Origin of the sequence: Gordonia phosphorivorans, from assembly GCF_042432625.1 — a bacterium.
GTDB classification, from domain to species: Bacteria; Actinomycetota; Actinomycetes; order Mycobacteriales; family Mycobacteriaceae; genus Gordonia; species Gordonia phosphorivorans.
Genome location: NZ_JBHLWV010000011.1, coordinates 23,377 through 48,627, shown reverse-complemented (window position 1 = coordinate 48,627; position 25,251 = coordinate 23,377). Strand labels below are relative to the sequence as shown.

At 71.5% G+C, this 25,251-nt stretch carries 27 protein-coding genes and 1 pseudogene; 22 read left to right on the top strand and 6 right to left on the bottom strand.

The features are described from left to right. Positions 1–6: 6 nt before the first annotated feature. On the bottom strand, positions 7–2,367 hold the full coding sequence (gene treY / locus ACFFJD_RS02700) for a malto-oligosyltrehalose synthase (protein WP_382360541.1): 2,361 nt from the start codon (positions 2,365–2,367) through the stop codon (positions 7–9). Beyond that, positions 2,364–2,939 carry a TetR/AcrR family transcriptional regulator gene (locus ACFFJD_RS02695; protein WP_382360538.1) on the bottom strand — a complete coding sequence of 192 codons (576 nt, stop codon included), beginning with the start codon at positions 2,937–2,939 and terminating at the stop codon, positions 2,364–2,366. The genes treY and ACFFJD_RS02695 overlap by 4 nt, the downstream gene beginning before the upstream one ends. Before the next feature lie 158 nt (positions 2,940–3,097). Here ACFFJD_RS02695 and ACFFJD_RS02690 point away from each other — a divergent pair, with 158 nt between their 5' ends. From ACFFJD_RS02690 to ACFFJD_RS02665, 6 genes are read left to right on the top strand one after another with little or no spacing between them, the layout of a single operon-like run. Then, positions 3,098–4,402, top strand: a complete 1,305-nt coding sequence (locus tag ACFFJD_RS02690; protein WP_382360535.1) for an adenosylmethionine--8-amino-7-oxononanoate transaminase — start codon at positions 3,098–3,100, stop codon at positions 4,400–4,402. Further along, entirely contained in the window at positions 4,399–5,547 is a 1,149-nt protein-coding gene (locus ACFFJD_RS02685; protein WP_382360532.1) for an 8-amino-7-oxononanoate synthase, read from the top strand. The genes ACFFJD_RS02690 and ACFFJD_RS02685 overlap by 4 nt, the downstream gene beginning before the upstream one ends. Further along, complete coding sequence (gene bioD / locus ACFFJD_RS02680; protein ID WP_382360529.1) at positions 5,544–6,275, top strand: dethiobiotin synthase; 732 nt, start codon at positions 5,544–5,546, stop codon at positions 6,273–6,275. The genes ACFFJD_RS02685 and bioD overlap by 4 nt, the downstream gene beginning before the upstream one ends. Positions 6,276–6,294: 19 nt before the next feature. Further along, positions 6,295–7,338, top strand: coding sequence for a biotin synthase BioB (gene bioB / locus ACFFJD_RS02675; RefSeq protein ID WP_382360526.1), 1,044 nt, complete (start codon positions 6,295–6,297; stop codon positions 7,336–7,338). A gap of 44 nt (positions 7,339–7,382) precedes the next feature. Continuing rightward, entirely contained in the window at positions 7,383–7,619 is a 237-nt protein-coding gene (gene bsaP / locus ACFFJD_RS02670) for a biotin synthase auxiliary protein BsaP (RefSeq protein ID WP_382360523.1), read from the top strand. Further along, the gene (locus tag ACFFJD_RS02665) at positions 7,616–8,245 is read left to right on the top strand and encodes a DUF2567 domain-containing protein (protein ID WP_382360520.1); all 630 of its coding nucleotides are present in this window, start codon (positions 7,616–7,618) and stop codon (positions 8,243–8,245) included. The genes bsaP and ACFFJD_RS02665 overlap by 4 nt, the downstream gene beginning before the upstream one ends. A gap of 465 nt (positions 8,246–8,710) precedes the next feature. On the opposite strand, the pseudogene ACFFJD_RS02660 reads toward ACFFJD_RS02665, so the two are convergent. Next, positions 8,711–9,664, bottom strand: a pseudogene (locus tag ACFFJD_RS02660) (DUF222 domain-containing protein); the annotation flags it as partial. A gap of 216 nt (positions 9,665–9,880) precedes the next feature. Further along, entirely contained in the window at positions 9,881–10,582 is a 702-nt protein-coding gene (locus tag ACFFJD_RS02655; protein WP_382360517.1) for an NUDIX hydrolase, read from the bottom strand. A gap of 199 nt (positions 10,583–10,781) precedes the next feature. Between ACFFJD_RS02655 and nadA the strand changes: the two genes are divergently transcribed. The 3 genes from nadA (at position 10,782) to ACFFJD_RS02640 (ending at position 13,654) form a co-directional block, all read left to right on the top strand. After that, positions 10,782–11,792: a quinolinate synthase NadA gene (gene nadA, locus ACFFJD_RS02650; protein ID WP_382360999.1), complete on the top strand. Its 1,011-nt coding sequence runs from the start codon at positions 10,782–10,784 to the stop codon at positions 11,790–11,792. Between the two features lie 4 nt (positions 11,793–11,796). Then, positions 11,797–12,690, top strand: a complete 894-nt coding sequence (gene nadC, locus ACFFJD_RS02645) for a carboxylating nicotinate-nucleotide diphosphorylase (protein ID WP_382360514.1) — start codon at positions 11,797–11,799, stop codon at positions 12,688–12,690. A gap of 70 nt (positions 12,691–12,760) precedes the next feature. Beyond that, on the top strand, positions 12,761–13,654 hold the full coding sequence (locus ACFFJD_RS02640; RefSeq protein ID WP_382360511.1) for a DUF559 domain-containing protein: 894 nt from the start codon (positions 12,761–12,763) through the stop codon (positions 13,652–13,654). A 70-nt stretch (positions 13,655–13,724) separates the two neighbouring features. On the opposite strand, the gene adhP is transcribed toward ACFFJD_RS02640, so the two are convergent. Then, positions 13,725–14,750: an alcohol dehydrogenase AdhP gene (gene adhP / locus ACFFJD_RS02635; RefSeq protein WP_382360508.1), complete on the bottom strand. Its 1,026-nt coding sequence runs from the start codon at positions 14,748–14,750 to the stop codon at positions 13,725–13,727. Between the two features lie 128 nt (positions 14,751–14,878). After that, positions 14,879–15,283 (bottom strand): DUF1801 domain-containing protein, encoded by a 405-nt coding sequence (locus ACFFJD_RS02630; RefSeq protein ID WP_382360505.1) that lies wholly within the window; start codon positions 15,281–15,283, stop codon positions 14,879–14,881. Positions 15,284–15,320: 37 nt separating this feature from the next. Here ACFFJD_RS02630 and ACFFJD_RS02625 point away from each other — a divergent pair, with 37 nt between their 5' ends. From ACFFJD_RS02625 to ACFFJD_RS02565, 13 genes are all read left to right on the top strand, one after another. Continuing rightward, positions 15,321–15,779 (top strand): GNAT family N-acetyltransferase, encoded by a 459-nt coding sequence (locus tag ACFFJD_RS02625; protein ID WP_382360502.1) that lies wholly within the window; start codon positions 15,321–15,323, stop codon positions 15,777–15,779. Between the two features lie 102 nt (positions 15,780–15,881). Next, positions 15,882–17,204, top strand: coding sequence for a histidinol dehydrogenase (hisD, locus tag ACFFJD_RS02620; protein ID WP_382360499.1), 1,323 nt, complete (start codon positions 15,882–15,884; stop codon positions 17,202–17,204). Beyond that, positions 17,201–18,337 carry a histidinol-phosphate transaminase gene (locus tag ACFFJD_RS02615; protein ID WP_382360496.1) on the top strand — a complete coding sequence of 379 codons (1,137 nt, stop codon included), beginning with the start codon at positions 17,201–17,203 and terminating at the stop codon, positions 18,335–18,337. The genes hisD and ACFFJD_RS02615 overlap by 4 nt, the downstream gene beginning before the upstream one ends. Next, positions 18,334–18,963 carry an imidazoleglycerol-phosphate dehydratase HisB gene (gene hisB / locus ACFFJD_RS02610; RefSeq protein WP_382360493.1) on the top strand — a complete coding sequence of 210 codons (630 nt, stop codon included), beginning with the start codon at positions 18,334–18,336 and terminating at the stop codon, positions 18,961–18,963. The genes ACFFJD_RS02615 and hisB overlap by 4 nt, the downstream gene beginning before the upstream one ends. Next, positions 18,960–19,604, top strand: a complete 645-nt coding sequence (gene hisH, locus ACFFJD_RS02605; RefSeq protein WP_382360490.1) for an imidazole glycerol phosphate synthase subunit HisH — start codon at positions 18,960–18,962, stop codon at positions 19,602–19,604. The genes hisB and hisH overlap by 4 nt, the downstream gene beginning before the upstream one ends. Continuing rightward, positions 19,601–19,864 (top strand): hypothetical protein, encoded by a 264-nt coding sequence (locus ACFFJD_RS02600; protein ID WP_382360487.1) that lies wholly within the window; start codon positions 19,601–19,603, stop codon positions 19,862–19,864. The genes hisH and ACFFJD_RS02600 overlap by 4 nt, the downstream gene beginning before the upstream one ends. 65 nt (positions 19,865–19,929) lie before the next feature. Then, positions 19,930–20,682, top strand: coding sequence for a bifunctional 1-(5-phosphoribosyl)-5-((5-phosphoribosylamino)methylideneamino)imidazole-4-carboxamide isomerase/phosphoribosylanthranilate isomerase PriA (gene priA, locus ACFFJD_RS02595; RefSeq protein WP_382360484.1), 753 nt, complete (start codon positions 19,930–19,932; stop codon positions 20,680–20,682). Next, the gene (locus ACFFJD_RS02590; RefSeq protein ID WP_382360481.1) at positions 20,679–21,527 is read left to right on the top strand and encodes an inositol monophosphatase family protein; all 849 of its coding nucleotides are present in this window, start codon (positions 20,679–20,681) and stop codon (positions 21,525–21,527) included. The genes priA and ACFFJD_RS02590 overlap by 4 nt, the downstream gene beginning before the upstream one ends. A 37-nt stretch (positions 21,528–21,564) precedes the next feature. Further along, positions 21,565–22,383 carry an imidazole glycerol phosphate synthase subunit HisF gene (gene hisF / locus ACFFJD_RS02585; RefSeq protein ID WP_382360478.1) on the top strand — a complete coding sequence of 273 codons (819 nt, stop codon included), beginning with the start codon at positions 21,565–21,567 and terminating at the stop codon, positions 22,381–22,383. Then, the gene (gene hisI / locus ACFFJD_RS02580; protein WP_382360475.1) at positions 22,383–22,760 is read left to right on the top strand and encodes a phosphoribosyl-AMP cyclohydrolase; all 378 of its coding nucleotides are present in this window, start codon (positions 22,383–22,385) and stop codon (positions 22,758–22,760) included. Before hisF ends, hisI begins: the two co-directional genes overlap by 1 nt. Positions 22,761–22,770: 10 nt before the next feature. After that, positions 22,771–22,950, top strand: coding sequence for a tautomerase family protein (locus ACFFJD_RS02575; protein WP_382360472.1), 180 nt, complete (start codon positions 22,771–22,773; stop codon positions 22,948–22,950). Then, entirely contained in the window at positions 22,947–24,500 is a 1,554-nt protein-coding gene (locus ACFFJD_RS02570) for an anthranilate synthase component I (RefSeq protein WP_382360469.1), read from the top strand. The genes ACFFJD_RS02575 and ACFFJD_RS02570 overlap by 4 nt, the downstream gene beginning before the upstream one ends. Further along, positions 24,497–25,225, top strand: a complete 729-nt coding sequence (locus ACFFJD_RS02565; protein ID WP_382360466.1) for a TIGR02234 family membrane protein — start codon at positions 24,497–24,499, stop codon at positions 25,223–25,225. The genes ACFFJD_RS02570 and ACFFJD_RS02565 overlap by 4 nt, the downstream gene beginning before the upstream one ends. The last annotated feature ends 26 nt before the right edge of the window (positions 25,226–25,251 follow it).

Below are 25,251 nucleotides of genomic sequence, written 5' to 3'. Positions count from 1 at the left end.
ACCGACTCAGGGCTCGACGTCCCCGGGGACGCGTTCGAGGATGACCACCGGACGCTCCTGGAGGAGGCGGTCGGCGCGGACCGAGCCCGCATGCTCGGCGGCGCTGCGCACATCGCGCCAGCACCCCTCGGGCAGATCGACGACGGCCGCGGCCCGGTCCGGGCCCGACGTGAAGGTCTGGGTCATGCGGGCGGCCACGACCACCACCGACGGCGGCGCCTCGCCGACGGCGCGCGCGAAGGCCAGCACGTGGCGGGCCCGGCGGCCGCGGGCGATCACCTCGCGGTAGGTGCCGTCGATCCCGAAGGCCGCCAGATGGCGTCGACGGACGGTGAGCGCGTCGATGATCAGCTGCGCCTTGGGATGGTCCAGGCTGCGGGAGTGATCCACCGGGCGACGGTTGTCCGGGTCGGTGAGCGAATCGTCCCACCACTGGGTGCCCTGGTAGATGTCGCCGACACCCGGCCCGAGCAGGGCGATCGCCTTCCGGGCTAGTGACTCCTCGCGGCCGGCCCGGGCGATCAACGCGACGAAATCGCTGATCAGCTCGGCGGCGTCGCCCTCGAGCAGCCCGGACAGCCAGTCCTGCGTCTGCTGTTCGGCCTCCAGGTTGCGGTCGGTCCACGAGGTGATCACCGCCGCTTCCCGCATCGCCTTGGCCGTGTACGCGGCCAGGCGCGCGTGCAGCTGTTCGTCGGGCCGTCCGTCCTCGGGCCAGACGCCGATCACGTTCTGCAGCAGCAGGTAGGCGGTCCGCGGGTGCGGCGGCGGATAGTCGGCCCAGATCCGTCGGACCAGCATGTGCCAGCGCTGCGGCACCTGCGCGATCACCGCGATGCGCGCCCGCACGTCGCCGCTGCGTTTGGTGTCGTGGGTGCTGGTGGCGGTCAGCGCCCGCGGCCACTCGCGGGCCCGCCGCTCATTGCGTTCGTGAAAGGCGGGCCGGCTGATCGTGGGGTGCCGCGGATTGCAGCCCAGTTCCTGGGTCGACACCAGGCGCGCGGTGCGATGGAAACCGACGTCCTCGATCGCTTTGGCGGAGACCACGGCGCAGAGTTCACTGACCCGGAAGAGCGCGTCGGGGTATTCGCCGGGGGCGGTGAACACCTGGGTCAGGGCGTCGAAGCCGGCGTCGGCCGAGGGCAGCGCGGCGCGGGCGGCCTCGATGGTGGCCAGGACGCGGGGCAGCAGGTGCGGATAGTCCGGGCGGCCGACGGTCACCGCGATGACGAAGGCGGCGACCGCCTGCTCCACCACGTGCGGGGGCACCGACGGCGCGGCGACCGAGACCGCGCTGCCGGCCAGCCGCAGCCGCGTGGGGAAACGGCTGCGCAGGGTCTCCTCGCGGAGCTGGCGACCCAGCACGGCCAGATGGTCGCCGTCGCCGTGCAACCCGGTGACCCAGCGGTAGATCTCGTCGAGTTCGATGGTGCCGGGCGGCGCGGTGAACACGGCCTCGATCAGCTGCAGCTGGTCGTAACCGGTGGTGCCGTCCACCGGCAGATCGGGAGCGAGGTCCTCGTCGATCGACAAGCCCTTCTCCACGTAGAGGAGGCGGTCGGGGCCGAGGATCTCCCGGAGTCGGTCGAGATATCCGCGGGGATCGCGCAGGCCGTCGAGATGGTCCACGCGCAGACCGTCGAGCAGGTCCTCGGTCACCAGGTAGCGGAGCCAGCCGTGGGTGGCTTCGAAGACTTCCGGGACCTCCGGGCGCAGGGCCGCCAGCTCGCCGATGTCGAGGAACCGCCGATAGCTGAGCAGGCTGTAGGTGGACGGGACCAGGCGGTAGTGCTGGCGCTCCAGGACCTCGAGGGGATCGTCGCCGGGCTCGGCCGATCCGGGCGTGGTCGGGAGCACCCATTCGTGCAGACAGAGGTTGCCGTCGTCGTCCACGCGGAGCGCGGACAGGTCGCCCTCGGTGTTGAGGTACGGCAGCAGGATCACGTCGTCCCGGCCGTCGTGGGCGGCCGGCACGATGTCGAAATAGCCGAAGAAGGGCGACGCGACGCCGTGGCGCAGCACGTCGGCCCACCACGCGTTCTGCGCGGGCACCGCGATCCCGACGTGGTTGGGCACGATGTCGACCAGGACGCCGATGCCGACGGCGCGGGCGTGTGCGCGCAGGAGGCGGAACCCGTCGAGGCCGCCGAGCTCGGGGGAGACCTGGGTGGGCGGGGTCCAGTCGTAGCCGTGGGTCGATCCGGGCATCGCGTGCAGGATCGGGGACAGATACAGGTGGGAGATACCCAGTTCGACCAGGTGGTCGAGGATGCCGACCACCTCGGCGAACGCGAAGTCCGGGGTGAGCTGCACCCGATAGGCGGCGACCGGTTCGATCCGGCCGTCGGGTCGGGTCGGGGTGCTCACCGGGAGGCCGATTCGGCGGCGGTGAGGCAGGCGGCGCGGGCGCCCGCGAGGATCACGTCGAGGGCCTGGTGGAACTCGTCGCCGAAGTCGCGGCCGGAGGGGCCGGTCGCGCCGAGGCGTTCCATCTGGGCGCGCGTCTGTTCCTCGATGGTGAGGCCGACCGTCAGCTGGCACAGTGCGGTCGCCACACCGCGCGCCGCGGTCTCGCTGAGACCGCCGCCCGCGGCCCGCGCCGCCAGTCGACCCGCGAGATCGTCGGTGGCCAGCCCGGAGGCCCACGCCGAGGAGACCACCTCGGCGCTGTCCGGGACGGCCAGCAGCACCGTGCGCAGGTTCTCGGCCATCGTGGACAGGGCGGCGTCCCAGTCGAGGGCGCTGTCGTCGTGCACGCCCGCGAGCAGGTCGTCGGCCAGGGCGGCCAGCATCGTCTGTTTGTCGGCGAAATGCCAGTAGAGCGCGTTGGGGCGGACACCCACCTCGGTGGCCAGCCTGCGCATGGTCAGGTCGGCCAGGCTGTGTTCGGACAGGATGCCGCGCGCGGCATGCAGGATGTCGCCTCGCGTGGTGCTCACGCCGCTCACCTTAGCGTTCCCCGCGCCGCGTACACCGCGGGTGCCTGTCCTGTACGCCGTTCAACACTCTCCTGTACAGCGTTCAAGTGTGTCCTGTACGGTGTCCAGTAATTCGGCGACCGCCGGAGGATCGACACCGCACCGGAGGAGACCCGAGAGTGCAGCCCGAGGAGATCATCGCCGCCGACGCCGCGCACGTGTGGCATCCGTACGGCGGATTCCCGGCGTCCACCGCGCCGCGGGTGGTGGCGTCGTGCTCCGGAGTCCGACTGCGGCTGGCCGACGGCGTCGAACTGATCGACGGCATGAGTTCGTGGTGGGCCGCCGTGCACGGCTACGCGCACCCGGTGCTGGATGAGGCGGCGCGTCGGCAGCTCGGCGCGATGTCGCACGTGATGTTCGGCGGGCTCACGCACGAGCCGGCCGCGGCGCTGGCGACCAAGCTGACCGAACTCACCCCGGCGCCGCTGACCAAGGTCTTCTTCGCCGACTCCGGGTCGGTGGCGGTCGAGGTCGCCGTCAAGATGGCCATCCAGTATCAGCGCAGCCGCGGGCTGCCGGGCAAGCGACGGCTGCTCACCTGGCGCGGCGGCTACCACGGCGACACCTTCGCGCCGATGAGCGTCTGCGACCCGGACGGCGGCATGCATGCGATGTGGCGCGGCGTGCTGGCCGAGCAGGTCTTCGTCGACGCCCCGCCGAGCGACGACGACCCCGCCTACGTGGCGGAGCTGGAGCGGGTGCTGGCCGCGCGGGCCGGCGAACTCGCCGCCGTCATCGTCGAACCGGTGGTGCAGGGCGCCGGCGGCATGCGCTTTCATCCGCCGCGGTTGATCGCCGAGCTGCGGCGACTCTGCGACATCTACGACGTGCTGCTGATCTGCGACGAGATCGCGACCGGCTTCGGCCGCACCGGCGAGCTCTTCGCCGTCGACCACGCCGGCATCAGCCCGGACATCCTGTGCCTCGGCAAGGCGCTCACCGGCGGATACCTCACGCTGGCCGCCACCCTCACCACCGACGAGATCGCCGAGACGATCAGCGCGGGCGAGGCCGGCGGCCTGGCCCACGGCCCCACCTTCATGGCCAACCCGCTGGCGTGCGCGGTGGCCTGCGCGTCGCTGGGACTGCTCGACGACGGGGCGTGGCGCACGCAGGTGGCGATGATCGGCGCACGCCTGGCCGCAGGCCTCGCGGAGCTGGCGGGCGCGCCGGGCGTCGTACAGGTCCGGACGCTCGGCGCGATCGGCGTGATCGAGCTGACCGACGAGGTCGACATGGTCGCCGCCACCGATGCCGCAGTGGCACAAGGCATTTGGCTGCGCCCGTTCCGGAACCTGATCTACGCGATGCCGCCCTACATCTGCACCGAGGCGGAGGTGGACGCCATCGCCGCGGGCATGGTCGCCGCCGCACGGGCGAGCATGGCGGCGCGCCGGGACGCGATGGCGGTGAGCGCATGACCACCGTGCACACCGACCCGCTGAGCTGGCTCGACGACGAGGCCGCGGCGATCGCCGCCGCCGGACTGCACCGCACCCCGCTGGTGCGCTCTGCGTCGAGCACCGCGATCAACCTGGCCTCCAACGACTACCTGGGGCTGTCGCGGCACCCCGCGGTGATCGCGGCCGCGCAGGCCGCGGTCGGCGCCTGGGGCGCCGGTTCCACCTCGTCGCGTCTGGTGGTCGGCACCACGGCGGCCCACATCGACTTCGAGGACGACCTCGCCGACTTCCTCGGCACCGAGGCGGCACTGGTGTTCTCCTCGGGCTACCTGGCGAACGTCGGCGCGGTCACGGCGCTGGCCGGCCGCGGCGACCTGATCGTCAGCGACACCGGGGCGCACGCCTCCCTGATCGACGGCTGCCGACTGTCGCGGGCCCGCGTGGTGGTGACCGAACGCGGTGACGTGGACGCGATCCGTCGTGCGCTGGCCGGGCGCGACGAGCGTCGGGCCCTGGTGGTCACCGACTCCATCTACAGCATCGACGGCGAGGTGGCGCCGATCGCCGAACTGTACGGCGCGGCCCACGATCTCGGCGCGACCCTGCTGGTGGACGAGGCGCACGCGGTCGGCGTGCGCGGTCCGGGCGGCCGCGGCGTGGTGGCCGAGTGCGGCCTGTCCGGTGCGCCCGGGCTGGTGATCACCGGGGTGGCCTCCAAATCGCTGGGGGCGCAGGGCGGTTTCGTCGCCGGTTCGGCGGCGCTGCGCGGACACCTGATCGACCGTGCGCGCAGCTTCATCTTCGACACCGGCCTCAACCCCGCCGCCGTCGGCGCAGCACACGCGGCCCTCGGCGTGCTGCGGGCCGACCCGGAGCTGCCGAACACCCTGCGCTCCTCGGTGCGGGCGTTCGCCGAGGCCGTCGGCGCCCACACGCCGCAATCCGCGGTGGTCTCGCTGATCGTCGGCGACCCGGTCGCCGCGGTGGCGGCGGCGGCGTACTGCCGCGACCGGGATCTGCTGGTGGGCTGCTTCCGGCCGCCGTCGGTGCCCGCTGGGACGTCCCGGCTGCGGGTGACCGTGCGTGCCGACCTGGAGCCGACCACGCTCGTCTCGGTGGCCGCGGTGGTGGACGAGGCGCTGCGGGCGGTGGGGGCCCGATGACTCAGATCCTGGTGGTGACCGGCACGTCCACCGACGTCGGCAAGACGATCGCCGTGGCCGCGCTGGCCGCGGCCGCCCGGGCCGACGGCCTGCGCGTGGCCGTGTGCAAACCGGTGCAGACGGGAGTCGGGCCGCAGGAGCCGGGCGACCTGGCCGTCGTGACCGCGTTGGCGGGCCCGATCCCGGTCGCCGAGGTGGCCCGCTACCCCGAGCCGCTCGCCCCGGAGACGGCGGCGCGGCGGGCACGGGCGCCCTACGTGCGGCTCGACGAGATCTGCGCGACGGTGCACCGACTCGCACTCGACGCCGACCTGGTGCTGGTCGAGGGCGCCGGCGGGGTGCTGGTGCGCCTGGCCCCGGAGCTGACGGTGCTCGACGTCGCCGCGGCACTGCGGGCGCGCACCGTGGTGGTGACCGATCCCGGTCTGGGCGCCCTGAATCACACCGAACTGACCGTCGACGCCCTGCGCGCGGCCGGTGTGGACGTGGCGGGCCTGATCCTCGGTGCGTGGCCCGCGGCCCCGGACCTGGCGATGACCTGCAACCGCGACGATCTGCCGCGACTGACCGGCGTGCCGGTGGTCGCCGCCGTCCCGGCGGGCGCGGGCAGCGCGGAACCGAGTGCCTTCCAGAAGGCGGCGCCGGCGTGGTTCACCGGACAACGACTGTGGGCGGCTCCGACCGCACGACTCTCGGCGGCCGCGGCCGCCCGGCCGGCCGGCCGATGAAACCTCACGAAGGAGAATCATGACCATCACCACCTCGACCCCCGCTTCTGTCGACCCGGTATCGGCTGACGAGGACATCCTCGCGCTCGCGCGCCGGCAGGTGCTCGACGACGGCGTCGGGCTCGGCTACGAGCAGCTGCTGCAGGTGCTGCGGCTGGACGAGGAGCGTCTGCCCGAGCTGCTGCAGCTGGCCCACGACGTCCGCCTGCGTCACTGCGGTCCGGAGGTGGAAGTGGAGGGCATCATCTCCCTCAAGACCGGCGGCTGCCCGGAGGACTGCCACTTCTGCAGCCAGTCCGGCCTGTTCACCTCGCCGGTGCGCAGCGCCTGGATCGACATTCCGTCGCTGGTGGAAGCGGCCAAGCAGACGGCCAAGACCGGGGCCACGGAGTTCTGCATCGTGGCCGCCGTCCGCGGCCCGGACAAGCGCCTGATGACCCAGGTGGCGGCCGGTATCGAGGCGATCCGCAACGAGGTCGACATCCAGATCGCCTGCAGCCTGGGCATGCTCACGCAGGAGCAGGTCGAGGAGCTCGCCGCGATGGGCGTGCACCGGTACAACCACAACCTGGAGACGGCCCGCAGCCACTTCCCGAACGTGGTGACCACGCACACCTACGACGAGCGGTGGGACACCCTGCGCATGGTGCGCGAGGCCGGCATGGAGGTGTGCTGCGGCGGCATCCTCGGCATGGGGGAGACGGTGGAGCAGCGCGCGGAGTTCGCCGCCGAGCTGGCCGTGCTCGATCCCGACGAGGTGCCGTTGAACTTCCTCAACCCGCGGCCGGGTACGCCGTTCGGCGACCTGGACGTGCTGCCCGCGGCGGAGGCGCTCAAGGCCGTGGCCGCCTTCCGGCTCGCGCTGCCGCGCACCATTCTGCGTTTCGCCGGCGGTCGTGAGATCACCCTCGGCGACCTGGGCGCCAAGCAGGGCATTCTCGGCGGCATCAACGCGGTGATCGTCGGCAACTACCTGACCACGCTGGGCCGTCCCGCCGAAGCCGATCTGGATCTGCTCGACGATCTGAGCATGCCGATCAAGGCCCTCAACGACACTCTCTGAGCGCGGCCCCCTGTAGCGTCGAAGCCGCGAACGAAGGAGAACCGATGATGACGGTGCCCGGACCGTTGGCGCAGCCCCTGCGTTACGGCGTCTACACCGGACTGGAGCTGGAGCTGCAGTCCCCGGACGCGGTGCCGCCGGCCGCCCGCATGGGTTTGGAGCCGCCCCGCTACTGCGGGCAGTGCGGTCGTCGGATGGTGGTGCAGGTGGTGCCGGACGGTTGGGTGGCGCGCTGCTCCCGGCACGGGACGCTGGATTCGGCGCAGCTGGAACAGCGATGAGCGCTCTCGCCTCCGCGCGCGTGCGCCCGCTGCTGGTGGCGGTGGCCTTCCTGATCCTGGGCGTACTGCTCGGGGTGTTGTGGGCCTTCGTCATCCCGTACGCCGAGGTCACGGTGACCGAGCGTGGGCTCGCTTTCCCGGCCCCGCAGTCGGCGCTGCTGTTCAGCGGTCCGGCGGTCTTCGCCCTCCTCGCGTTCGGTTTCGGTGCCGTGTGCGCCCTGGCGGTGTGGATTCTTCTGCGGTCGGCGCGCGGGGTCACCGGGCTGCTGTTCGCCGTGGCCCTGGCGCTGGTGGCGTCCGGGCTGGCCATGGAAGTGGGCAGCGCCGTCGCCGACGCCCGGGCCGGTGGCGTCGATCCGCACACGCCGGGGACCTATCAGCTGGTGGACGACCTGTGGCTGACCGGTGCGGGCTGGAACTTCCTGGCCGCCCCGTGGCTGCTGCTGATCTGTGCGCCCGGGACCGCCGCGCTGGTGTACTTCGTCTGTGCCGCCGGCTCCGGGGACGGCGCCTGGCACCCGCGCGGGCAGATCCCGCCGGAGGAGCCGTCCGTAGGCGCGGTGCCGCCGCCGCCCGCCGACTGGAACTACCCGGGCGCCCCCGCCGCCGACGGCCTGCGGGCCTGACTTCTCACTCCCGTCTGACGAATCGACGCTGATCGGCGGTTGATGGCTCCGGATGTGGCAGCGCAGTAATCGTTCGACGGTCGATCGCACGGGGTCGAGGCGGGTCGTGGCCGGCGGATCCGCCACGAAGTGCGGCCGGATCAGCGATTCCGGGTTGTGCAGTGGATTGACCCGCCAGGGTCCGGCGGAACCGGCCGGTCGCCAGGCGACCCGGCCCGCGTCCGGGCCATCGACCAGGATCGTCGATTCCCACTGGCCCGCGGCCCGGCCCTCGCGACGGTTGTGCGGTCCGCAGGCTGCGCCGAGATGGTCGATGTCGGTGGGGCCGCCGCGCGACCAGGCCGGCATGTGATGCGCTTCGGTCTGCGCGAATGGTCGACGGCATCCGGCCATGGTGCAGCCTCGGTCGCGGCCGAACAGCGCCAGGCGTTGGGCCAAGGTCGCCAGACGTTTGCCACGGCCCAGGTAGAGAATGGCTGCGGAATGGTCGGCGAACACCTCCAGCCACGGATTCGCATCGGCGGCGAGGTCGACCAGGTCGGCGACGGGTACGCGCGTGCCGGTGGCGGTGATCGCCGTGCCCGCTCGCGCGGCGAGTTCGGATTCGGTGGTGGTGATCACCAGCTGCGACGGTATTCGGTCCGGGCGGCCGAGTGCTCCGTGGCCGAGGAGGTAGTCGCACATGGCGACGAGTGCGTCGTGGTTGCGTTGGGCCGGTAACCGCTCGTCACGGGTTGCCGCGGCCTCGAGTGCTTCCGGATCGAGGTAGGGTCGGTCGGCTGCGCCGTGCGGAGAGTCGGGATCGGCGGGATTGTTCATTCCGGGTGCTGCCCAAACGGTGAGGATCACTTCGAGTTTGGCGCGCAGTTCCGGGGTGAGGAGCGCCCGCACCTTGCTCATCAGCTGGCGATCCTGGGGACGAACGGTGAATCCGCGTTGTCGCCGACGGTCCGTGTCGTCGGTGAGATGTCCGTCGGGGTCGAGGTGGGCCAGAATGCGGTGGCCGAGCATCGGCAGGTCGTCGGGTGAGACGTGTCGGGCTGCGTCGGACAACACCTTTTCGGCCCGATCGCGATCGGTCTGGGGTACCGCGGCGGGGATCTTGGCCATGATGTGGGCGATGACGTCGACGTGCTTGGCGCCGATGGCGCCTTCGGCGACGGCTGCCGCGCACAGCGGCAGGCGCGGCGGTAGTCGCTGGCCCTGCAGATTGCCGAATACCCCGATCTCGCGGGCCACGGTGCGACGGCGAGCGGCTTCGGCGCGGCCCACGCGCAACCCGGTGGCCAGGAATTGCGACACGGTCACGTATCCGGCGAGAGACTCGAGGTTGCGGTCGCCGGCCTCGATGAGCAGGCGCACGGAGATGTTGTCGGCCTTGCGTCGACTGATCTCCCAACGGGAGATCACGTCGAGCATGTCGCGGTCGGTTTCGTGCAGGAACCCGACGGCGGCGAGACGATCGGTGGCCGCGTCGATGAGCGCCGTGAGTTCAGTGGCCGTGTCGGGCAGTTCCGCTGACGGTGTCACTCGCATTTCGCCACCCCCTCGTGCGAACGTGTGTTCGATTCCTGATGACTACGATACTCCCACCGCGGTGTGAGGGCAACGGTCTTTCTGGAACTTTTCGCGTGCTCAGGGCGGCGGTCGGAGGGTGGCGAATTCGTCGGTCACCACCAGTGAATCGTCGGCGAAGGAGTACAGGGCGGGCGGGCGGCCGCCGCTGGGGCCGGTGCGTCCCACCGTGCCGGTGGCGATCACCACGCCGCGTCGGGACAGCACTCGCAGCAGGTTGGTGGCGTCCACGTGATAGCCGAGCGCGGCGCCGTAGATCTCGGAGAGTTCGGACATGGCGAATCGGCCGGGGGCCAGCGCGAAGGCCAGATTGGTGTACGACAGCTTGGCCGCGATCCGGCTGCGCGCCAGCTCGACCACGCGAGCGTGGTCGTAGGCCAGGTCGGGCAGCTCCTCGACGTCGATCCAGCGCGCGGTGCCCGGCGCGTCGGTGTCGACGGCCGCGGGTTCGACGGGCACGTCGCGGGGGACCAGGCCGAGGTAGGTGGCGGCGATGGTCCGTACCTGGGGAATCCGGTCGGGATCGGAGAACACGGACAGTTGCTCCAGGTGGGCCACCCGCGTCAGGCCGCACTGCCCGCCGAGGTGGCGGCGCGCCGCCGCGGCGAGCGTCTCCCGCGACCCGACGTCGCCGCCGGGCAGCGACCACGGGGCCTCGCCGGAGCTGCGATGCAGTAGGACGTGCAGGGTCGGTCGGCCCTGTGTCGGTTCGCGGACCTGAAAGACCGCAGTGAGCACCTCGACGGGTGTCGGAGTCGCCATGGCGCTGAGTGTAACGAGCGTCGTCGACGCCGGTAGCCGCGGGAACAAACCCCACCGGCGCCGGTGTTACCATGACGCCGATTAGTTTTCGATCACCGGTCGAAAACCCGGTACCGGCCAGCCCGCCGGGCCGGATGCTGCGAAGGGAGCAGTCGCCATGACCTCAACGATCATCACCCGCACCGAAACCGATCTGGGCATGCCCGACCCGGGCGTCTCCATTCCGGCCGCCTACGGCGGCGTGGAGGCCACTCCGGAGTGGGCCGCCGAGATCAAGCGGTTGGCCAAGGCCCGCAACGCGGTGATCCTGGCGCACAACTACCAGCTGCCGGCCATCCAGGACATCGCCGACTACGTGGGCGACTCGCTGGGTCTGTCGCGCGTGGCCGCCGAGGTGGAGGCCGACGAGATCATCTTCTGCGGCGTGCACTTCATGGCCGAGTCCGCCAAGATCCTCAGCCCGGACAAGCGGGTGCTGATCCCGGACGAGCGGGCCGGTTGCTCGCTCGCCGATTCGATCACCGCCGAGCAGCTCCGCGAATGGAAGGCCGACTATCCCGACGCGGTGGTCGTCTCCTACGTCAACACCACCGCCGAGGTGAAGGCGCTCACCGACATCTGCTGCACGTCGTCGAACGCCGTCGAGGTGGTGGCCTCGATCGACCCGGACCGGGACGTCCTCTTCCTCCCGGACCAGTTCCTGGGTGCGCACGTCAAGCGGGAGACCGGGCGCGACAACATTCACATCTGGGCCGGCGAGTGCCACGTGCACGCCGGGATCAACGGCGACGAACTCACCGAGCAGGCCGACAGCCACCCGGACGCCGAGCTGTACATCCATCCCGAGTGCGGTTGCGCCACGTCGGCGCTGTACCTGGCAGGCGAGGGGGCGGTGCCCGAGGACAAGGTGAAGATCCTCTCCACCGGCGGCATGATCGACGCGGCCCGCGAGTCCACGGCCAAGCAGGTGCTGGTGGCCACCGAGGTCGGCATGCTGCACCAGCTGCGCAAGGCGGCCCCGGACGTGGACTTCCAGCCGGTGAACCCGCGGGCGGCCTGCCCGTACATGAAGATGATCACGCCCGCGGCGCTGCTGCGGTGCCTCACCGAGGGGCGCGACGAGGTGCACGTGGATCCGGAGATCGCCGCCAAGGCGCGCCTGAGCGTGCAGCGGATGATCGAGATCGGCAACCCCGGCGGCGGGGAGTAGGCGCGTGGGCGAGGCGTTCATCGGCCAGGCCGGACCGGGGGAGGCGTTGACCTTCGAGGTCACCGAGGAACTGTTGGCGTTGATCGCCACCGCGCTCGACGAGGACCTGCGCTACGGTCCGGACATCACCACGCTGGCCACCGTCCCGGCCGAGACGGTGGCCGACACCCGGATCGTCAGCAGGCAGCACGGCGTGATCGCCGGTCTGCCGGTGGTCCGCGCGGTCTTCGACCTGGTGATCGGTGCCGACAACTACGTGGTGACCACCGAACTGGCCGACGGCAGCGCCGTCGAACCCGGTCAGACGGTGCTCGCGTTGCGCGCCCCCGCGTCGTCGCTGCTGACGGCGGAGCGGACCGCGCTGAACCTGCTGTGCCATCTGTCCGGGATCGCGACCGCGACGGCGCAGTGGGTGGCCGCCGTCGAAGGGACGTCCGCGCAGATCCGGGATTCCCGCAAGACCCTGCCCGGGATGCGATTCCTCCAGAAGTACGCCGTCCGCGCCGGTGGCGGCGTCAACCACCGCCTGGGCCTGGGCGATGCCGCCCTGATCAAGGACAACCACGTGGTGGCGGCCGGGGGCGTGGCCGCCGCTTTGGAGGCGGTGCGGGCCGTCGCCCCGGACCTGCCCGTGGAAGTGGAAGTCGATTCCCTCGCCCAGTTCGACGAGGTCCTGGCGCTGAGCCCGCAGCTGGTGCTGCTGGACAATTTCGAGCCGTGGGAAACCCAGATGGCCGTCCAGCGCCGGGACCAGCGGTCGCCACAGACCCGACTGGAGTCGTCCGGCGGGCTCACCCTGGACGTCGCGATGGACTACGCCCGCACCGGCGTCGACTACCTCGCCGTGGGCGCGTTGACGCATTCGGTCACCGTTCTCGACCTCGGTCTGGACTGGTAACCGGCACCCGCGAGCCGCCGCGCTCCGCGTGTCGCGGAACCGGCGGGGCCCGCTCCGGCGTCTAACCGGCGTGGGGGATGTGGGCAGCGTCGCGGCCGAACTGGCCGCGCACGACGGGGTGATCACGGCCGGACGGGCGATGGCCTGCGGCCTGACCCGCGCGCAGATCAGAACGCGCACCGAGTCGGGCGAGTGGCGACGGGTGGCGCGCGGCGTCTTCCGGTCGGCCGCGCACCCCTACACCGAGGCGGCGCTGGTGCGCGGCGCGGCCGCCGCACACGGCGGACTGGTCGATCGCAGCACCGCAGCGTGGTGGCACGGGCTTGTCGACGATCTCGCGATGCCGTTGACGCTGGCGGTCCCGGCCGCCGCGCAGCCGCGGGGGTGGTCGGAATGCCGGGTCCAGGCCGTGCGCCGGCGCTACGACGCGGCCGACGTCACCCGGGTGCGCGGACTGCCGGTGACCCGCCTGCCGATGACGATCTTGACCGCGTGCCTGGAGGTGCCCGACGGCGCCCGACTCCTGGATGGGGCGCTGCAGACGCAGCCGGTGACGCTGTCGGACTTGACGACGTGTCTGGAGCGCAATGCGGGTCGGCGAGGCTTCGCCGTCGTGCGGCGGCTGCTGAGTATCGTGGGCGGGGACACCGAATCGGCGGCCGAGCGGTTGTTCGTCGGGGCGGTCCGTGCCGAACGGCTGACCGGATGGGAACTGCAGTATCGCTTCGGGCGGTGGCGGGTGGATGTGGCGTGGCCGGTGGAGAAGGTGGCTGTGGAGATCGACGGGTGGGCGTTCCATCACGGGGTCCGCCAGTTCGAGCGGGATCGGACCAAGCGCAATGCGTTGGCTGCCGCCGGGTGGGTGGTGTTGGCGTTCACCTGGCATCAGCTGACGTACGAGTTGGAGTCGTGTCTGCGGCAGTTGATCGTGGTGTTGGCCGGTCGTCGGGCCGAGTTGGGGTGAGTCGGCGTGGAGTGTCGAGTTGTGGTGGTGTGGGGACCACAACTCGACACTCTGGCGGCGTGGTGTCGGTTCAGCGGTAGTCGATGACCATCCGGCCCTCGATCTCGCCGGCCTCCATGCGGTCGAGGATCTCGTTGATGTCGCCGAGGGCGCCCGTCGCGACCGTGGGCTTGATCAGTCCGCGCGCGTAGAAGTCGATCGCCTCCACCATGTCCTGCCGGGTGCCGACGATCGAGCCGCGGATGGTGAGGCCCTTGAGGACCACGTCGAAGATCGGGGCGGGGAAGTCGCCGGGCGGCAGACCGACGAAGACGATGGTGCCGCCGCGCCGGGCCATACCGATCGCCTGACCGAAGGCCTGCGGGTGCACCGCGGTCACCAGGACGCCGTGGGCGCCGCCGGTCTGCTCGACGATGGCGGCCACCGGATCCTCGACGGCCGCGTTCACGGTTACCTCGGCGCCGTGTTCGCGGGCCAGGGCGAGTTTGTCGTCGGCGATGTCGACCGCGGCCACCCGCATGCCCATCGCGCGGGCGTACTGCACCGCGACGTGGCCGAGACCGCCGATCCCGGAGATCACCATCCACTGGCCGGGTCGCACGTCAGAGACCTTCAGGCCCTTGTAGACCGTCACACCGGCGCACAGGATCGGGGCCACCTCCACCGGGTCCAGACCCTCCGGGACGCGGGCCGCGAAGCGCGCGTCCACCAGCATGTACTCGCCGAACGAACCGTCCACCGAGTAGCCGCCGTTGTGCTGGCTCTCGCACAGCGTCTCCCAGCCGGTGCGGCAGTACTCGCACACCCCGCACGCCGACCACAGCCAGGCGTTGCCCACCAGATCGCCCACGGCGAGCTCGGTGACACCGTCACCGACGGCCACCACTCGACCGACTCCCTCGTGGCCGGGCACGAACGGCGGCGACGGCTGGACCGGCCAGTCGCCGTTACGCGCGTGCAGGTCGGTGTGGCAGACCCCGGAGGTCTCCAACTTCACCAGGGCCTGGCCGGGCCCCGGCACGGGCATGTCGATGTCGGTGATTTCCAGGGCCGCACCGAGCTCGGTGACGACGGCGGCGGTGATCTTATCGGTCATCGTCGGTCTCCTCAGGGAGTAGACGCTGCGGCAGGTCCCGGGCAGCGCGACCGGGGATGACCCCCAGCCTGCCCGCCGAACCCGCCGCGGGGAGCCGATCGACGGCACCACCGACCAAAGACCTCACCTCACGGCCGGTGATTGAGCTCCCAGGACCGGGTGATCAGTTCCGCCAGCACGTCGTGATCGACGGCGTCGAACCGTTTGACGTAGAGGCAGCCCTTGCCGGTGGTGTGCGGCCCGAGTCGGGCGAGCAGGTCGGCGTTGGAGTCGTCGTAGGTGAGGCCGTAGAGGGTCAACGCGGCCTTGCGGGGTGCGAACCCGATCGCGAACCACTCGTGACTCTTACCGTCGGCGGTGGTGTAGGGCTGCCGCCCGAAGCCCACCATCGACGCGCCCCACATGCGGGGCTCGGTGCCGGTGAGCTCGCGCAGCAGCGCGCACACCGCCTGGCTGTCGGTACGGCGACGGTCGTCGGTCACCGTGGCGAGGAAGTCGTCGACGGAGACGTTCGTCGGCTTGGTCGTCGGCATGGCGCGATCCTACGGCCGCGGTGCGCATGATGGAACGATGCGCATCACCGTGCACCGCGCCGCCGTCGCCGACCTCGACCCGACCGTCCTGTACCGCATCCTGCGCTTGCGTGTCGACGTCTTCGTCGTGGAGCAGCGGTGCGCCTATCCCGAACTCGACGGCCGCGACCTGGAACCCGACGCGATCCTGTTCTGGTGCGTCGACGGCGACGGGGAGATCCTCGCGACCGCGCGCCTGTTGCGCGACGACCGGCCCGACGGCGACTGGGAGTACCGCGTGGGCCGGGTCTGCACGGCGCCGACGGCGCGCGGCACCGGCCTCGCCGGACGACTGCTCGATCGGATTCTGGCCGAGATCGGCGACCGGCCCAGCGTCCTGGACGCCCAGTCGCATCTGACCGGCCTGTACGCCGGGCGGGGCTACGTCGCCGACGGGCCGGAGTTCCTCGAGGACGACATCCCGCACACCCCGATGCGCCGCGCGGTGCGGGGGTGAACGGCGGCGCCCCGCGGCGGGGCAGTGCCGAAAGAAAAGCACTAGCCGCGACGGCATATCCTGGAGGGGAAACTTTTCTCGTTAAGGAGGAGCCAGCCTCTCATGCTCGCCCGAACTGATCTGCGCGGAGCCGACGTCACGCTGAGCCAGCTGCGTCGCGCCCTGCCGCGCGGAGGCACCGACATCAACTCCGTCCTCCCGGTGGTCACGCCGGTGGTGGAGGCGGTGGCCGAGCATGGCGCCGACGCGGCACTGGACTACACCGAGAAGTTCGACAAGATCCGGCCCGCCTCGGTGCGGGTGCCGCTCACGGTGATCGAGCAGGCCCGCGCCGGACTGGACCCGCAGGTGGTGGCCGCCTTGGAGGAGGCCATCCGACGCGCCCGGAAGGTGCACGCCGATCAGCGCCGCCAGACCACCGTGACGCAGGTGACCCCCGGCGGCACCGTCGCCGAGAAGTGGATCCCGGTGCGACGCGTCGGCCTGTACGTGCCCGGCGGCAACGCCGTGTACCCGTCCAGCGTGGTGATGAACGTGGTTCCGGCCCAGGAGGCCGGGGTCGGTTCGCTGGTGGTCGCCTCCCCGGCGCAGGCCGACTTCGGCGGCTGGCCGCACCCGACGATCCTCGCGGCCTGCTCGCTGCTGGGCGTGGACGAGGTGTGGTCGGTGGGCGGCGCCCAGGGCGTCGCGCTGCTGGCCTACGGCGGCACCGACACCGACGGCGCGGACCTGAACCCCGTCGATCTGATCACCGGGCCGGGCAACATCTACGTGACCGCTGCCAAGCGCCTGGTCCGCAGCGTCGTGGGCATCGACTCGGAGGCCGGACCCACCGAGATCGCCATCCTGGCCGACGACTCCGCCGATCCCGCGGTCATCGCCGCCGACCTCATCAGCCAGGCCGAGCACGACGTGCTCGCCGCCTCGGTCCTGGTGACCGACAGCGTCGAGCTGGCCGACGCCGTCGACGTCGCGGTCGCCGCCCAGGCGGCCACCACCAAGCACACCGAACGGGTGCGCACCGCGCTCGGCGGCCCGCAGTCGGGCATCGTCCTGGTGGACGATGTCGAGTCCGGGCTGCGCGTGGTGGACGCCTACGCCGCCGAACACCTGGAGATCCAGACCCGCGACGCGGCCGCGATCGCCGAACGGGTGACCAGCGCCGGTGCGATCTTCGTCGGCACCTATTCGCCGGTCAGCCTCGGCGACTACTGCGCGGGCTCCAACCACGTCCTGCCGACCTCCGGTTCGGCGCGCTACTCGTCGGGTCTGTCGGTGCAGACCTTCCTGCGCGGCGTGCACATCATCGACTACGACCGCACCGCCCTGGCCGAGGTCGCCGGCCACGTGGTGACCCTCGCCAACGCCGAGGACCTGCCCGCACACGGCGACGCGGTGACCGTGCGGTTCGGGGACGTTTCGTGACCGCGCGGCCCGCGGCCGCCGGGGCGCGGGTGAGGCTCGAGGACCTGCCGCTGCGGGAGAACCTGCGGGGCAAGAGCCCCTACGGCGCACCGCAACTGGCCGTGTCGGTGGTGCTCAACACCAACGAGAACCCGCACCCGCCGAGCGCGGCGCTGGTCGAGGACATCGCCGAGGCGGTCGCGGACTGCGCGACGGCGCTGCACCGCTACCCCGATCGCGACGCGGTGGCGCTGCGCACCGACCTCGCCGACTACCTGACCGACGCGACCGGCGTGCCGCTCACGTACGAGAACCTGTGGGCGGCCAACGGATCCAACGAGATCCTGCAGCAGATCCTGCAGGCCTTCGGCGGACCGGGCCGCAGCGCGCTGGGGTTCACCCCGTCGTACTCGATGCACCCGATCATCTCCGACGGGACCGAGACCACCTGGCTCGACGGCAAGCGCGCCGCCGACTTCTCCCTGGACGTGGACTACGCGGTCGGGGAGATCGCCGCGCGCACCCCGGACATCGTCTTCGTGACCTCGCCGAACAACCCCACCGGCGGCTCGGTCCCGACCGCCGACCTGCGCCGCATCCTGGATGCGGCGCCGGGCATCGTGATCGTCGACGAGGCCTACGGCGAGTTCTCCGACCAGCCCAGCGCCGTCGCCCTCATCGATGAGTACCCGGCCACGCTGATCGTCTCGCGCACCATGAGCAAGGCGTTCGCCTTCGCCGGCGGTCGCCTCGGCTACCTGGCCGCGGCCCCCGCGATGATCGACGCGCTGCTGCTGGTGCGCCTGCCGTACCACCTGTCGGTCCTCACCCAGGCCGCGGCGCGGGTCGCGCTGCGGCACAGCGCCGAGACGCTGGCCGGGGTGGCGGCGATCGTCGCCGAACGCAAACGGGTCACGGCCGCGCTCACCGCGATGGGCTACGACGTGATCGACTCCGACGCCAACTTCGTCCTGTTCGGCGAGTTCGCCGACGCCCCCGCGAGCTGGCAGCACTACTTGGACCACGGCGTGCTGATCCGCGACGTCGGTATCCCGTCGCGCCTGCGTGCGACGATTGGGTTGCCCGCCGAGAACGACGTCTTCCTCGACGTCAGCCGCGCCCTCGCCTCCACCGACCGAAAGGCCCTCCCATGAGCCGGATCGCCCGCATCGAGCGCACCACCCGCGAGTCGTCCATCGTCGTCGAGATCAACCTCGACGGCACCGGTGTCACCGACATCTCCACGCGCGTGCCGTTCTTCGATCACATGCTGACCGCCTTCGGCGCGCACGGCGGTTTCGACCTGACCGTGCAGGCCGTCGGCGACATCGAGATCGAGGCGCACCACACGGTCGAGGACACCATGATCGTGCTCGGGCAGGCCATCGCCGAGGCCCTCGGCGACAAGCGCGGCATCCGCCGCTTCGGCGACGCCTGGATTCCGATGGACGAGACCCTCGCGCAGGCGATCGTCGACGTCTCCGGCCGCCCGTACTGCGTGTTCACCGGCGAACCCGACCAGATGCTCACCACCGTGATCGGCGGCTATTCCGGCGGTGACGCCGGGCCGGTCACGTCGTACGCCACCGTCATCAACCAGCACGTGTGGGAGTCGCTGGCGCTGAACGCGCGGATCGCGCTGCACGTGCGCGTGCTGTACGGCCGCGACCCGCACCACATCACCGAGGCCGAGTTCAAGGCGGTGGCGCGGGCGCTCCGGGCCGCCGTCGAACCCGACCCGCGCGTCACCGGCATCCCGTCCACCAAGGGCACTCTGTGAGCGCACGGGTGCCGACGGTGGTGCTGCTCGACTACGGCTCGGGCAACATCCGGTCCGGGCAGCGCGCGCTCGAGCGCGCCGGTGCCCGGGTGGAGGTGACCACCGACTTCGCCGCCGCCGTGGAGGCCGACGGTCTGCTCGTGCCGGGCGTGGGCGCCTACGAGGCGTGCATGGCCGGCCTGCGCGCGGTCCGCGGCGACCGCATCATCGGGCGACGCCTCGCCGGCGGCCGACCGGTCCTGGGCATCTGCGTCGGCATGCAGGTCCTGTTCGAGCAGGGCGTGGAGTTCGGCGTCGAGACCGAGGGCTGCGGCGAGTGGCCCGGCACCGTGACCCGGCTGCCGGCGCCGGTGCTGCCGCACATGGGCTGGAACACCGTCGACCGTCCGGCCGATTCGACGATGTTCGCCGGCATCGACCCGCAGGCCCGGTTCTACTTCGTCCACTCTTACGCGGCGCAGACCTGGGAGCTGGACAACATGGGTTCACCGCTGACGGCGCCGAAGCTGGCGTGGACCGACTACGGTGCACCGTTCCTGGCCGCCGTGGAGAACGGCCCGCTGTGGGCCACGCAGTTCCACCCGGAGAAGTCCGGCGACGTGGGTGCGGCCCTCCTGCGGAACTGGGTGGCCACGCTGTGACACCTCGCGAACCCACCGCGGCCGACAGCTTCTCGTTCGGCAGAATGGTGGCGCGCTCGCTCGGTGCCGCGGCGCTCGTCCTGGTGATCGCGGTGCCGCTGGTGTGGTGGCTGGCGCGCACCGTCGAGATGGTGGCGTTGATCGTCGCCATCGCGGCCGTCGTGGTGATGGTGATCGTGATGGCGGTGGTGGTGCGGCGCGAGCTGCGGCACGTCCAGCACGAGATCGACCATCTCAAGAAGCAGCACAGCGACACCTGACCGACCCGCCGGTGACGGCGAAAGCACTTCAGCTCCAATCACTTTCGAGAAAAGACTTCAATCCGATGGCTCAGATCCTGGAACTCCTGCCCGCAGTCGACATCGTCGACGGACAAGCCGTCCGCCTGGTGCAGGGCGCCGCGGGTTCGGAAACCCCGTACGGTTCGCCGCGCGACGCGGCCCTGGCCTGGGAGCGCGACGGCGCCGAGTGGATCCACATGGTGGACCTGGATGCGGCCTTCGGGCGCGGCGACAACCGCGCGCTGATCAGCGAGGTGGCCGCGGAACTGAACCTGAAGCTGGAGCTGTCCGGCGGCATCCGCGACGACGCGTCGCTGGCCGCCGCGCTGGCCACCGGCTGCACGCGCGTCAACCTGGGGACCGCGGCCATCGAGAACCCCGAGTGGTGCGCCAAGGCCATCGCCGAGCACGGCGACCGGATCGCCGTGGGCCTGGACGTGCTGCGCGACGAGGACGGCGTCTACAGGGTGCGCGGCCGCGGCTGGGTCACCGAGGGCGGCGAGATCTGGGAGGTCCTCGACCGCCTCGATCGGGACGGCTGCGCACGCTACGTGGTGACCGACGTGAGCAAGGACGGCACCCTCACCGGCCCCAACCTGGAGCTGCTCGAGCAGGTGGCCCGCCGCACCGACGCACCCGTCGTCGCCTCCGGCGGCATCTCGGCGCTGGAAGACCTGGTCGCGATCGCCGAGCTGGCCCCACTCGGGATCGAGGGCGCGATCATCGGCAAGGCGCTCTACGCCGGCCGGTTCACGCTGCCGCAGGCGCTGGAGGCGGTCGCGGCCGTGGCGCGATGACCTCGATGTCCGTCGGCTCCGTGGGCGAGATGGATCTGCCCGCGCTGCAGGCGGAGGCCTCGTCGATCCTCGACGAGGCCGTCGGCGACTTCCTCGCCGGGCTGGGGGCGCCCAGCGCGGTGACCAAGGGCGGCACCGACTTCGCCACCGAGATGGATCTGGCACTGGAACGCCGATTCGTCCGCCAACTGCGCGAACGCACCGGCATCGCCGTGCACGGCGAAGAGTTCGGCGGACCCGACCCGAGCACCGGGGCGGTGTGGCTGGTCGACCCGATCGACGGCACCTTCAACTATTCGACGGGCCTGCCGACGGCCGCCATGCTGGTGGCGCTGGTGGTCGACGCCGAACCGGTCATCGGCCTCACCTGGATTCCGGCGCTCGGACACCGCTTCGCCGCCCACCGCGGCGGCCCGCTGCTGGTGGACGGGCGCCCCGCCGCCCCGCTCGCCGACTCCGGCGGGATGCGCGGCAGTGCGATCGGCTACGTCTCCTACTACGTCGATCAGCAGGGGCTGTTCCCCGGCGCCCAGCGGGCCCGCGTGCAGGGGGAGATCACCCGTCGGCACGCGCGGATCCGCGTGCAGGGCTCCACCGGGGCCGACATGGCCTTCGTGGCCGGCGGGCAGCTGGCCGGGGCGGTGTCCTACGGGCGGCATCCGTGGGACCACGCCGCGGGGGTGGCCCTGGTGCGCGCGGCCGGCGGCGTGGCCACCGACATCCACGGACGACCGTGGACCACCACCACACCGTCGTTGGTGGCGGCGGCCCCGGGCGTGCACGCCGAACTCCTCGATATCCTGGCGGACGGCGAGTGGCCGGCACCGCACACCCTGACGTACTAGCGATGTGCGACGAACTAGTAGAGAAGAGAGCATCCAGATGAGCGTGGCAGCCGAGAGCAACGGCCTGGCGGTGCGGGTGATTCCGTGCCTGGACGTCGACGGCGGCCGGGTGGTCAAGGGCGTCAACTTCGAGAACCTGCGGGACGCGGGAGATCCGGTCGAGCTGGCCGCCCGCTACGACGCCGAAGGCGCCGACGAACTGACCTTCCTCGACGTGACCGCCTCCAGCTCCGGGCGCGCCACCATGATCGACGTGGTGCGCGCCGCGGCCGACCAGATCTTCATTCCGCTGACCGTCGGCGGCGGCATCCGCACCGTCGACGACGTCGACGTGCTGCTGCGCGCCGGTGCGGACAAAGTCAGCGTGAACACCGCCGCCATCGCCCGCCCCGAGGTGCTCGAGGAGATGAGCCGCCGCTTCGGCTCCCAGTGCATCGTGCTGTCGGTGGACGCGCGGACCGTGCCCGAGGGTGCCGCGCCGACCCCGTCCGGCTGGGAGGTCACCACGCACGGCGGCCGCAAGAGCACCGGGATCGACGCCGTCGAGTGGGCGCGCCGCGGCGAAGAACTCGGGGTGGGGGAGATCCTGCTGAACTCGATGGACGCCGACGGCACCAAGGAGGGCTTCGACCTGCGGATGATCGAGGCCGTGCGCGCCGCGGTCTCCGTGCCGGTCATCGCCAGCGGCGGTGCGGGCAAGGCCGCCGACTTCCCGCCGGCCGTCGCCGCCGGCGCCGACGCCGTGCTGGCCGCCTCGGTGTTCCACTTCGGTGAACTGACCATCGGTCAGGTGAAGGCGGCCATGGCCCAGGAGGGCATCACCGTCCGCACCGACCGCGACCGACAGGACCGCTGATGGCACTGCCCGCCGAACTCGCCGCCCGTCTCAAGCGCACCGACGACGGCCTGGTCGCCGCCATCGCCCAGGAACGCAGCACCGGTCAGGTGCTCATGATGGCCTGGATGGACGACGAAGCGCTCGAACGCACCCTGGCCACCCGCCGCGCCACCTACTACTCCCGCTCCCGGCAGCAGTACTGGGTCAAGGGGGAGACCAGCGGGCACGTTCAGTACGTGCACGAGATCACGCTCGACTGCGACGGCGATACGCTGCTGTTGACCGTCGATCAGACGGGCGCGGCCTGCCACACCGGCAACCACAGCTGCTTCGACACCGAACCGCTGACGTTCGGAGTGCCGGTCGATCCCGACGCCCACCACCCCGACGCTTAGGAAGGACGCCATGCCGCTCATCCAGATCTCCCAGACCCCCGGTCTGTCCGATCGGGTCAAGAACGAGACCATCGCCGCGGTCACCGAGGCCTACGCCCGGGCGACCGGGAAGAACCCCGATTCGGTGTGGGTCACCATCAACGAGATCCCGCGCACCCAGTGGGGCGTCGGCGGGGTACCGCTGGGATGACGAGCAACGCGTCCCCGCACACCACATCGCTGGAGACCTTCCTGGATCTGGCGGCCGACCATCGCGTCGTGCCGGTCACCCGGAAACTGCTCGCCGACTCGGAGACGCCGCTGTCGGCGTATCGCAAACTCGCCGGCGACCGGGAAGGCACCTTCCTGCTCGAATCCGCGCAGAACGGGCAGTCCTGGTCGCGCTGGTCGTTCATCGGTTCCGGGTCGCCTTCGGCGCTGACCGTGGCCGACGGCCAGGCGCACTGGTGGGGCACCGTCCCGGCCGGCGCACCGACCGGCGGCGATCCGCTGGAGTCGTTGGCGGCGTCGCTGCGTCTGCTGCGGACCGACCGACTGCCCGACCTGCCGCCGCTGACCGGTGGGTTCGTCGGCTTCATGGCCTACGACTTCGTGCGGCGCCTGGAACGCCTGCCGTCGACCACCGTCGACGACCTCGGGCTGCCCGACATGTGCTGGCTGCTGGTGGCCGACCTGGCCGCCTTCGATCACCACGAGGGCACCATCACGCTGATCGCCAACGCCATCAACTTCGACGGCAGCGCCGATCGGGCCGAGCAGGCCTATCACGACGCCGTGGCCCGCCTGGACACCATGACCGCGGCCCTCGCCGCGCCCGCACCGTCGACCGTCTCGACCTTCACCCGCCCGACGCCGGAGTACACCGGCCAGCGCACGCTGGCCGACTACCGCGGCATCGTCGAGGGGCTGGTCGCCGACATCGAGGCCGGGGAGGCCTTCCAGGTGGTGCCCTCGCAGCGCTTCGAGATCGCCACCGACGCCGACCCGGTGGACGTCTACCGCGTGCTGCGCGCCTCCAACCCGAGCCCGTACATGTACCTGCTGCGTCTGCCCGGTGTGGGCGACGCCGGGGTGGGTGCGCGGCCGTTCAGCATCGTCGGATCCTCGCCGGAAGCCCTGGTGACCGTGGCCGAGGGCACGGCGACCACGCACCCGATCGCCGGTACCCGCTGGCGCGGGGCCACCGAGGAGGAGGATCAGCTGCTGGCCAAGGGGCTCCTGGAGGACGAGAAGGAGAACTCCGAACACCTCATGCTGGTGGACCTGGGACGCAACGATCTCGGCCGCGTCTGCGAGCCGGGCACCGTGCGGGTCACCGACTACCGACGGGTGGAGCGCTACAGCCACGTGATGCATCTGGTCTCGACGGTGTCGGGTCGGCTGCGCGAGGACGCGCAGGCGTTGGACGCGGTCACCGCGTGCTTCCCGGCGGGCACCCTGACCGGTGCGCCGAAGGTGCGGGCCATGCAGCTGATCGAGGAGAACGAGCTCACCCGGCGCGGTCTGTACGGCGGCATCGTCGGCTACCTGGATTTCGCCGGCGACGCCGACACCGCGATCGCGATCCGCACCGCGCTGATGACCGAGGGTCGCGCCTATGTGCAGGCCGGCGGCGGCGTGGTGGCCGACAGCGACGCCGAGTACGAATTCAACGAGGCCCGGAACAAGGCGACGGCCGTCCTCAACGCGGTGGCCGCGGCCGCCACGATGACTCCGGTGACCGGAAAGAGCGAACAATGACCGAACCGACCGACGCCGCCCCCGGCGCCAGCGCCGATCCCCGCGCCAGCCGGCGGCCCCAAGCGATCGCCGCGGTCTTCCTGCTGGCGGCCGCGATTCTGCTCTGGGTGGCCTCCCGGATGACGTGGTCGGAGGTCTACGCCGAGGACGGACTCGGCGAGGCCCGGATCTTCGCCGTCTCCGGCAGCGACTGGAGTCCGTGGCTGGTCGCGATGGCCCTGCTGTTCCTGGCGGCCGTCGCGGTCCAGTTCGCCCTGCACGGACTGGCCCTGCGCCTGGTCGCGGTGCTGGTGGCGGCCTGCGCGGTGCTGGTGGCCGTCCCGGCCATCACGCTGCTCACCAACGGCGAGGGCGGCGGCTACGCCGTCGAGCGCGCCGACATCGGTGCCCGGTACGAGGTGGTCGCGGTGACGGCGTTCAACGGCGCCGGGATCGCGGTGCTGATCGGCGCGGTCTGCGCGGTCGTCGGAGCGGTCGCCATGGCGATGTCCGCGTCCGGCGCCAAGAAGATGTCCTCGCGCTACTCCTCGCCGGCCGCACGCCGCGAGGAACTGGAGCGTCGGGTCTTCGCCGAGCATTCGCGCGCACAGACCGCCGACGAGCCGGCACCCACCGAGCGTGAGTTCTGGGACGCCCTCGACGAGGGCATGGATCCCACCGACCTGCCCGGCGGGACCGACCCCGAGCGGCCCGATGCGCCGGGCCGGGACCGAACCGACGGGTAACCCCACCCGGAAGCGGCCGGTCGGGC

Excerpts from the sequence above, each read along its gene's own strand:
- bioB (WP_382360526.1), top strand. The coding sequence starts at position 6,295 with ATGACCATCACCACCTCGACCCCCGCTTCTGTCGACCCGGTATCGGCT.
- hisD (WP_382360499.1), top strand. The coding sequence starts at position 15,882 with ATGCTCGCCCGAACTGATCTGCGCGGAGCCGACGTCACGCTGAGCCAG.
- ACFFJD_RS02655 (WP_382360517.1), bottom strand. The coding sequence starts at position 10,582 with ATGGCGACTCCGACACCCGTCGAGGTGCTCACTGCGGTCTTTCAGGTC.
- bioD (WP_382360529.1), top strand. The coding sequence starts at position 5,544 with ATGACTCAGATCCTGGTGGTGACCGGCACGTCCACCGACGTCGGCAAG.
- ACFFJD_RS02565 (WP_382360466.1), top strand. The coding sequence starts at position 24,497 with ATGACCGAACCGACCGACGCCGCCCCCGGCGCCAGCGCCGATCCCCGC.
- hisB (WP_382360493.1), top strand. The coding sequence starts at position 18,334 with ATGAGCCGGATCGCCCGCATCGAGCGCACCACCCGCGAGTCGTCCATC.
- ACFFJD_RS02575 (WP_382360472.1), top strand. The coding sequence starts at position 22,771 with ATGCCGCTCATCCAGATCTCCCAGACCCCCGGTCTGTCCGATCGGGTC.
- ACFFJD_RS02625 (WP_382360502.1), top strand. The coding sequence starts at position 15,321 with ATGCGCATCACCGTGCACCGCGCCGCCGTCGCCGACCTCGACCCGACC.
- hisI (WP_382360475.1), top strand. The coding sequence starts at position 22,383 with ATGGCACTGCCCGCCGAACTCGCCGCCCGTCTCAAGCGCACCGACGAC.
- nadA (WP_382360999.1), top strand. The coding sequence starts at position 10,782 with ATGCCCGACCCGGGCGTCTCCATTCCGGCCGCCTACGGCGGCGTGGAG.
- priA (WP_382360484.1), top strand. The coding sequence starts at position 19,930 with ATGGCTCAGATCCTGGAACTCCTGCCCGCAGTCGACATCGTCGACGGA.
- hisF (WP_382360478.1), top strand. The coding sequence starts at position 21,565 with ATGAGCGTGGCAGCCGAGAGCAACGGCCTGGCGGTGCGGGTGATTCCG.
- ACFFJD_RS02630 (WP_382360505.1), bottom strand. The coding sequence starts at position 15,283 with ATGCCGACGACCAAGCCGACGAACGTCTCCGTCGACGACTTCCTCGCC.
- ACFFJD_RS02665 (WP_382360520.1), top strand. The coding sequence starts at position 7,616 with ATGAGCGCTCTCGCCTCCGCGCGCGTGCGCCCGCTGCTGGTGGCGGTG.
- ACFFJD_RS02685 (WP_382360532.1), top strand. The coding sequence starts at position 4,399 with ATGACCACCGTGCACACCGACCCGCTGAGCTGGCTCGACGACGAGGCC.
- ACFFJD_RS02590 (WP_382360481.1), top strand. The coding sequence starts at position 20,679 with ATGACCTCGATGTCCGTCGGCTCCGTGGGCGAGATGGATCTGCCCGCG.
- adhP (WP_382360508.1), bottom strand. The coding sequence starts at position 14,750 with ATGACCGATAAGATCACCGCCGCCGTCGTCACCGAGCTCGGTGCGGCC.
- ACFFJD_RS02570 (WP_382360469.1), top strand. The coding sequence starts at position 22,947 with ATGACGAGCAACGCGTCCCCGCACACCACATCGCTGGAGACCTTCCTG.
- bsaP (WP_382360523.1), top strand. The coding sequence starts at position 7,383 with ATGATGACGGTGCCCGGACCGTTGGCGCAGCCCCTGCGTTACGGCGTC.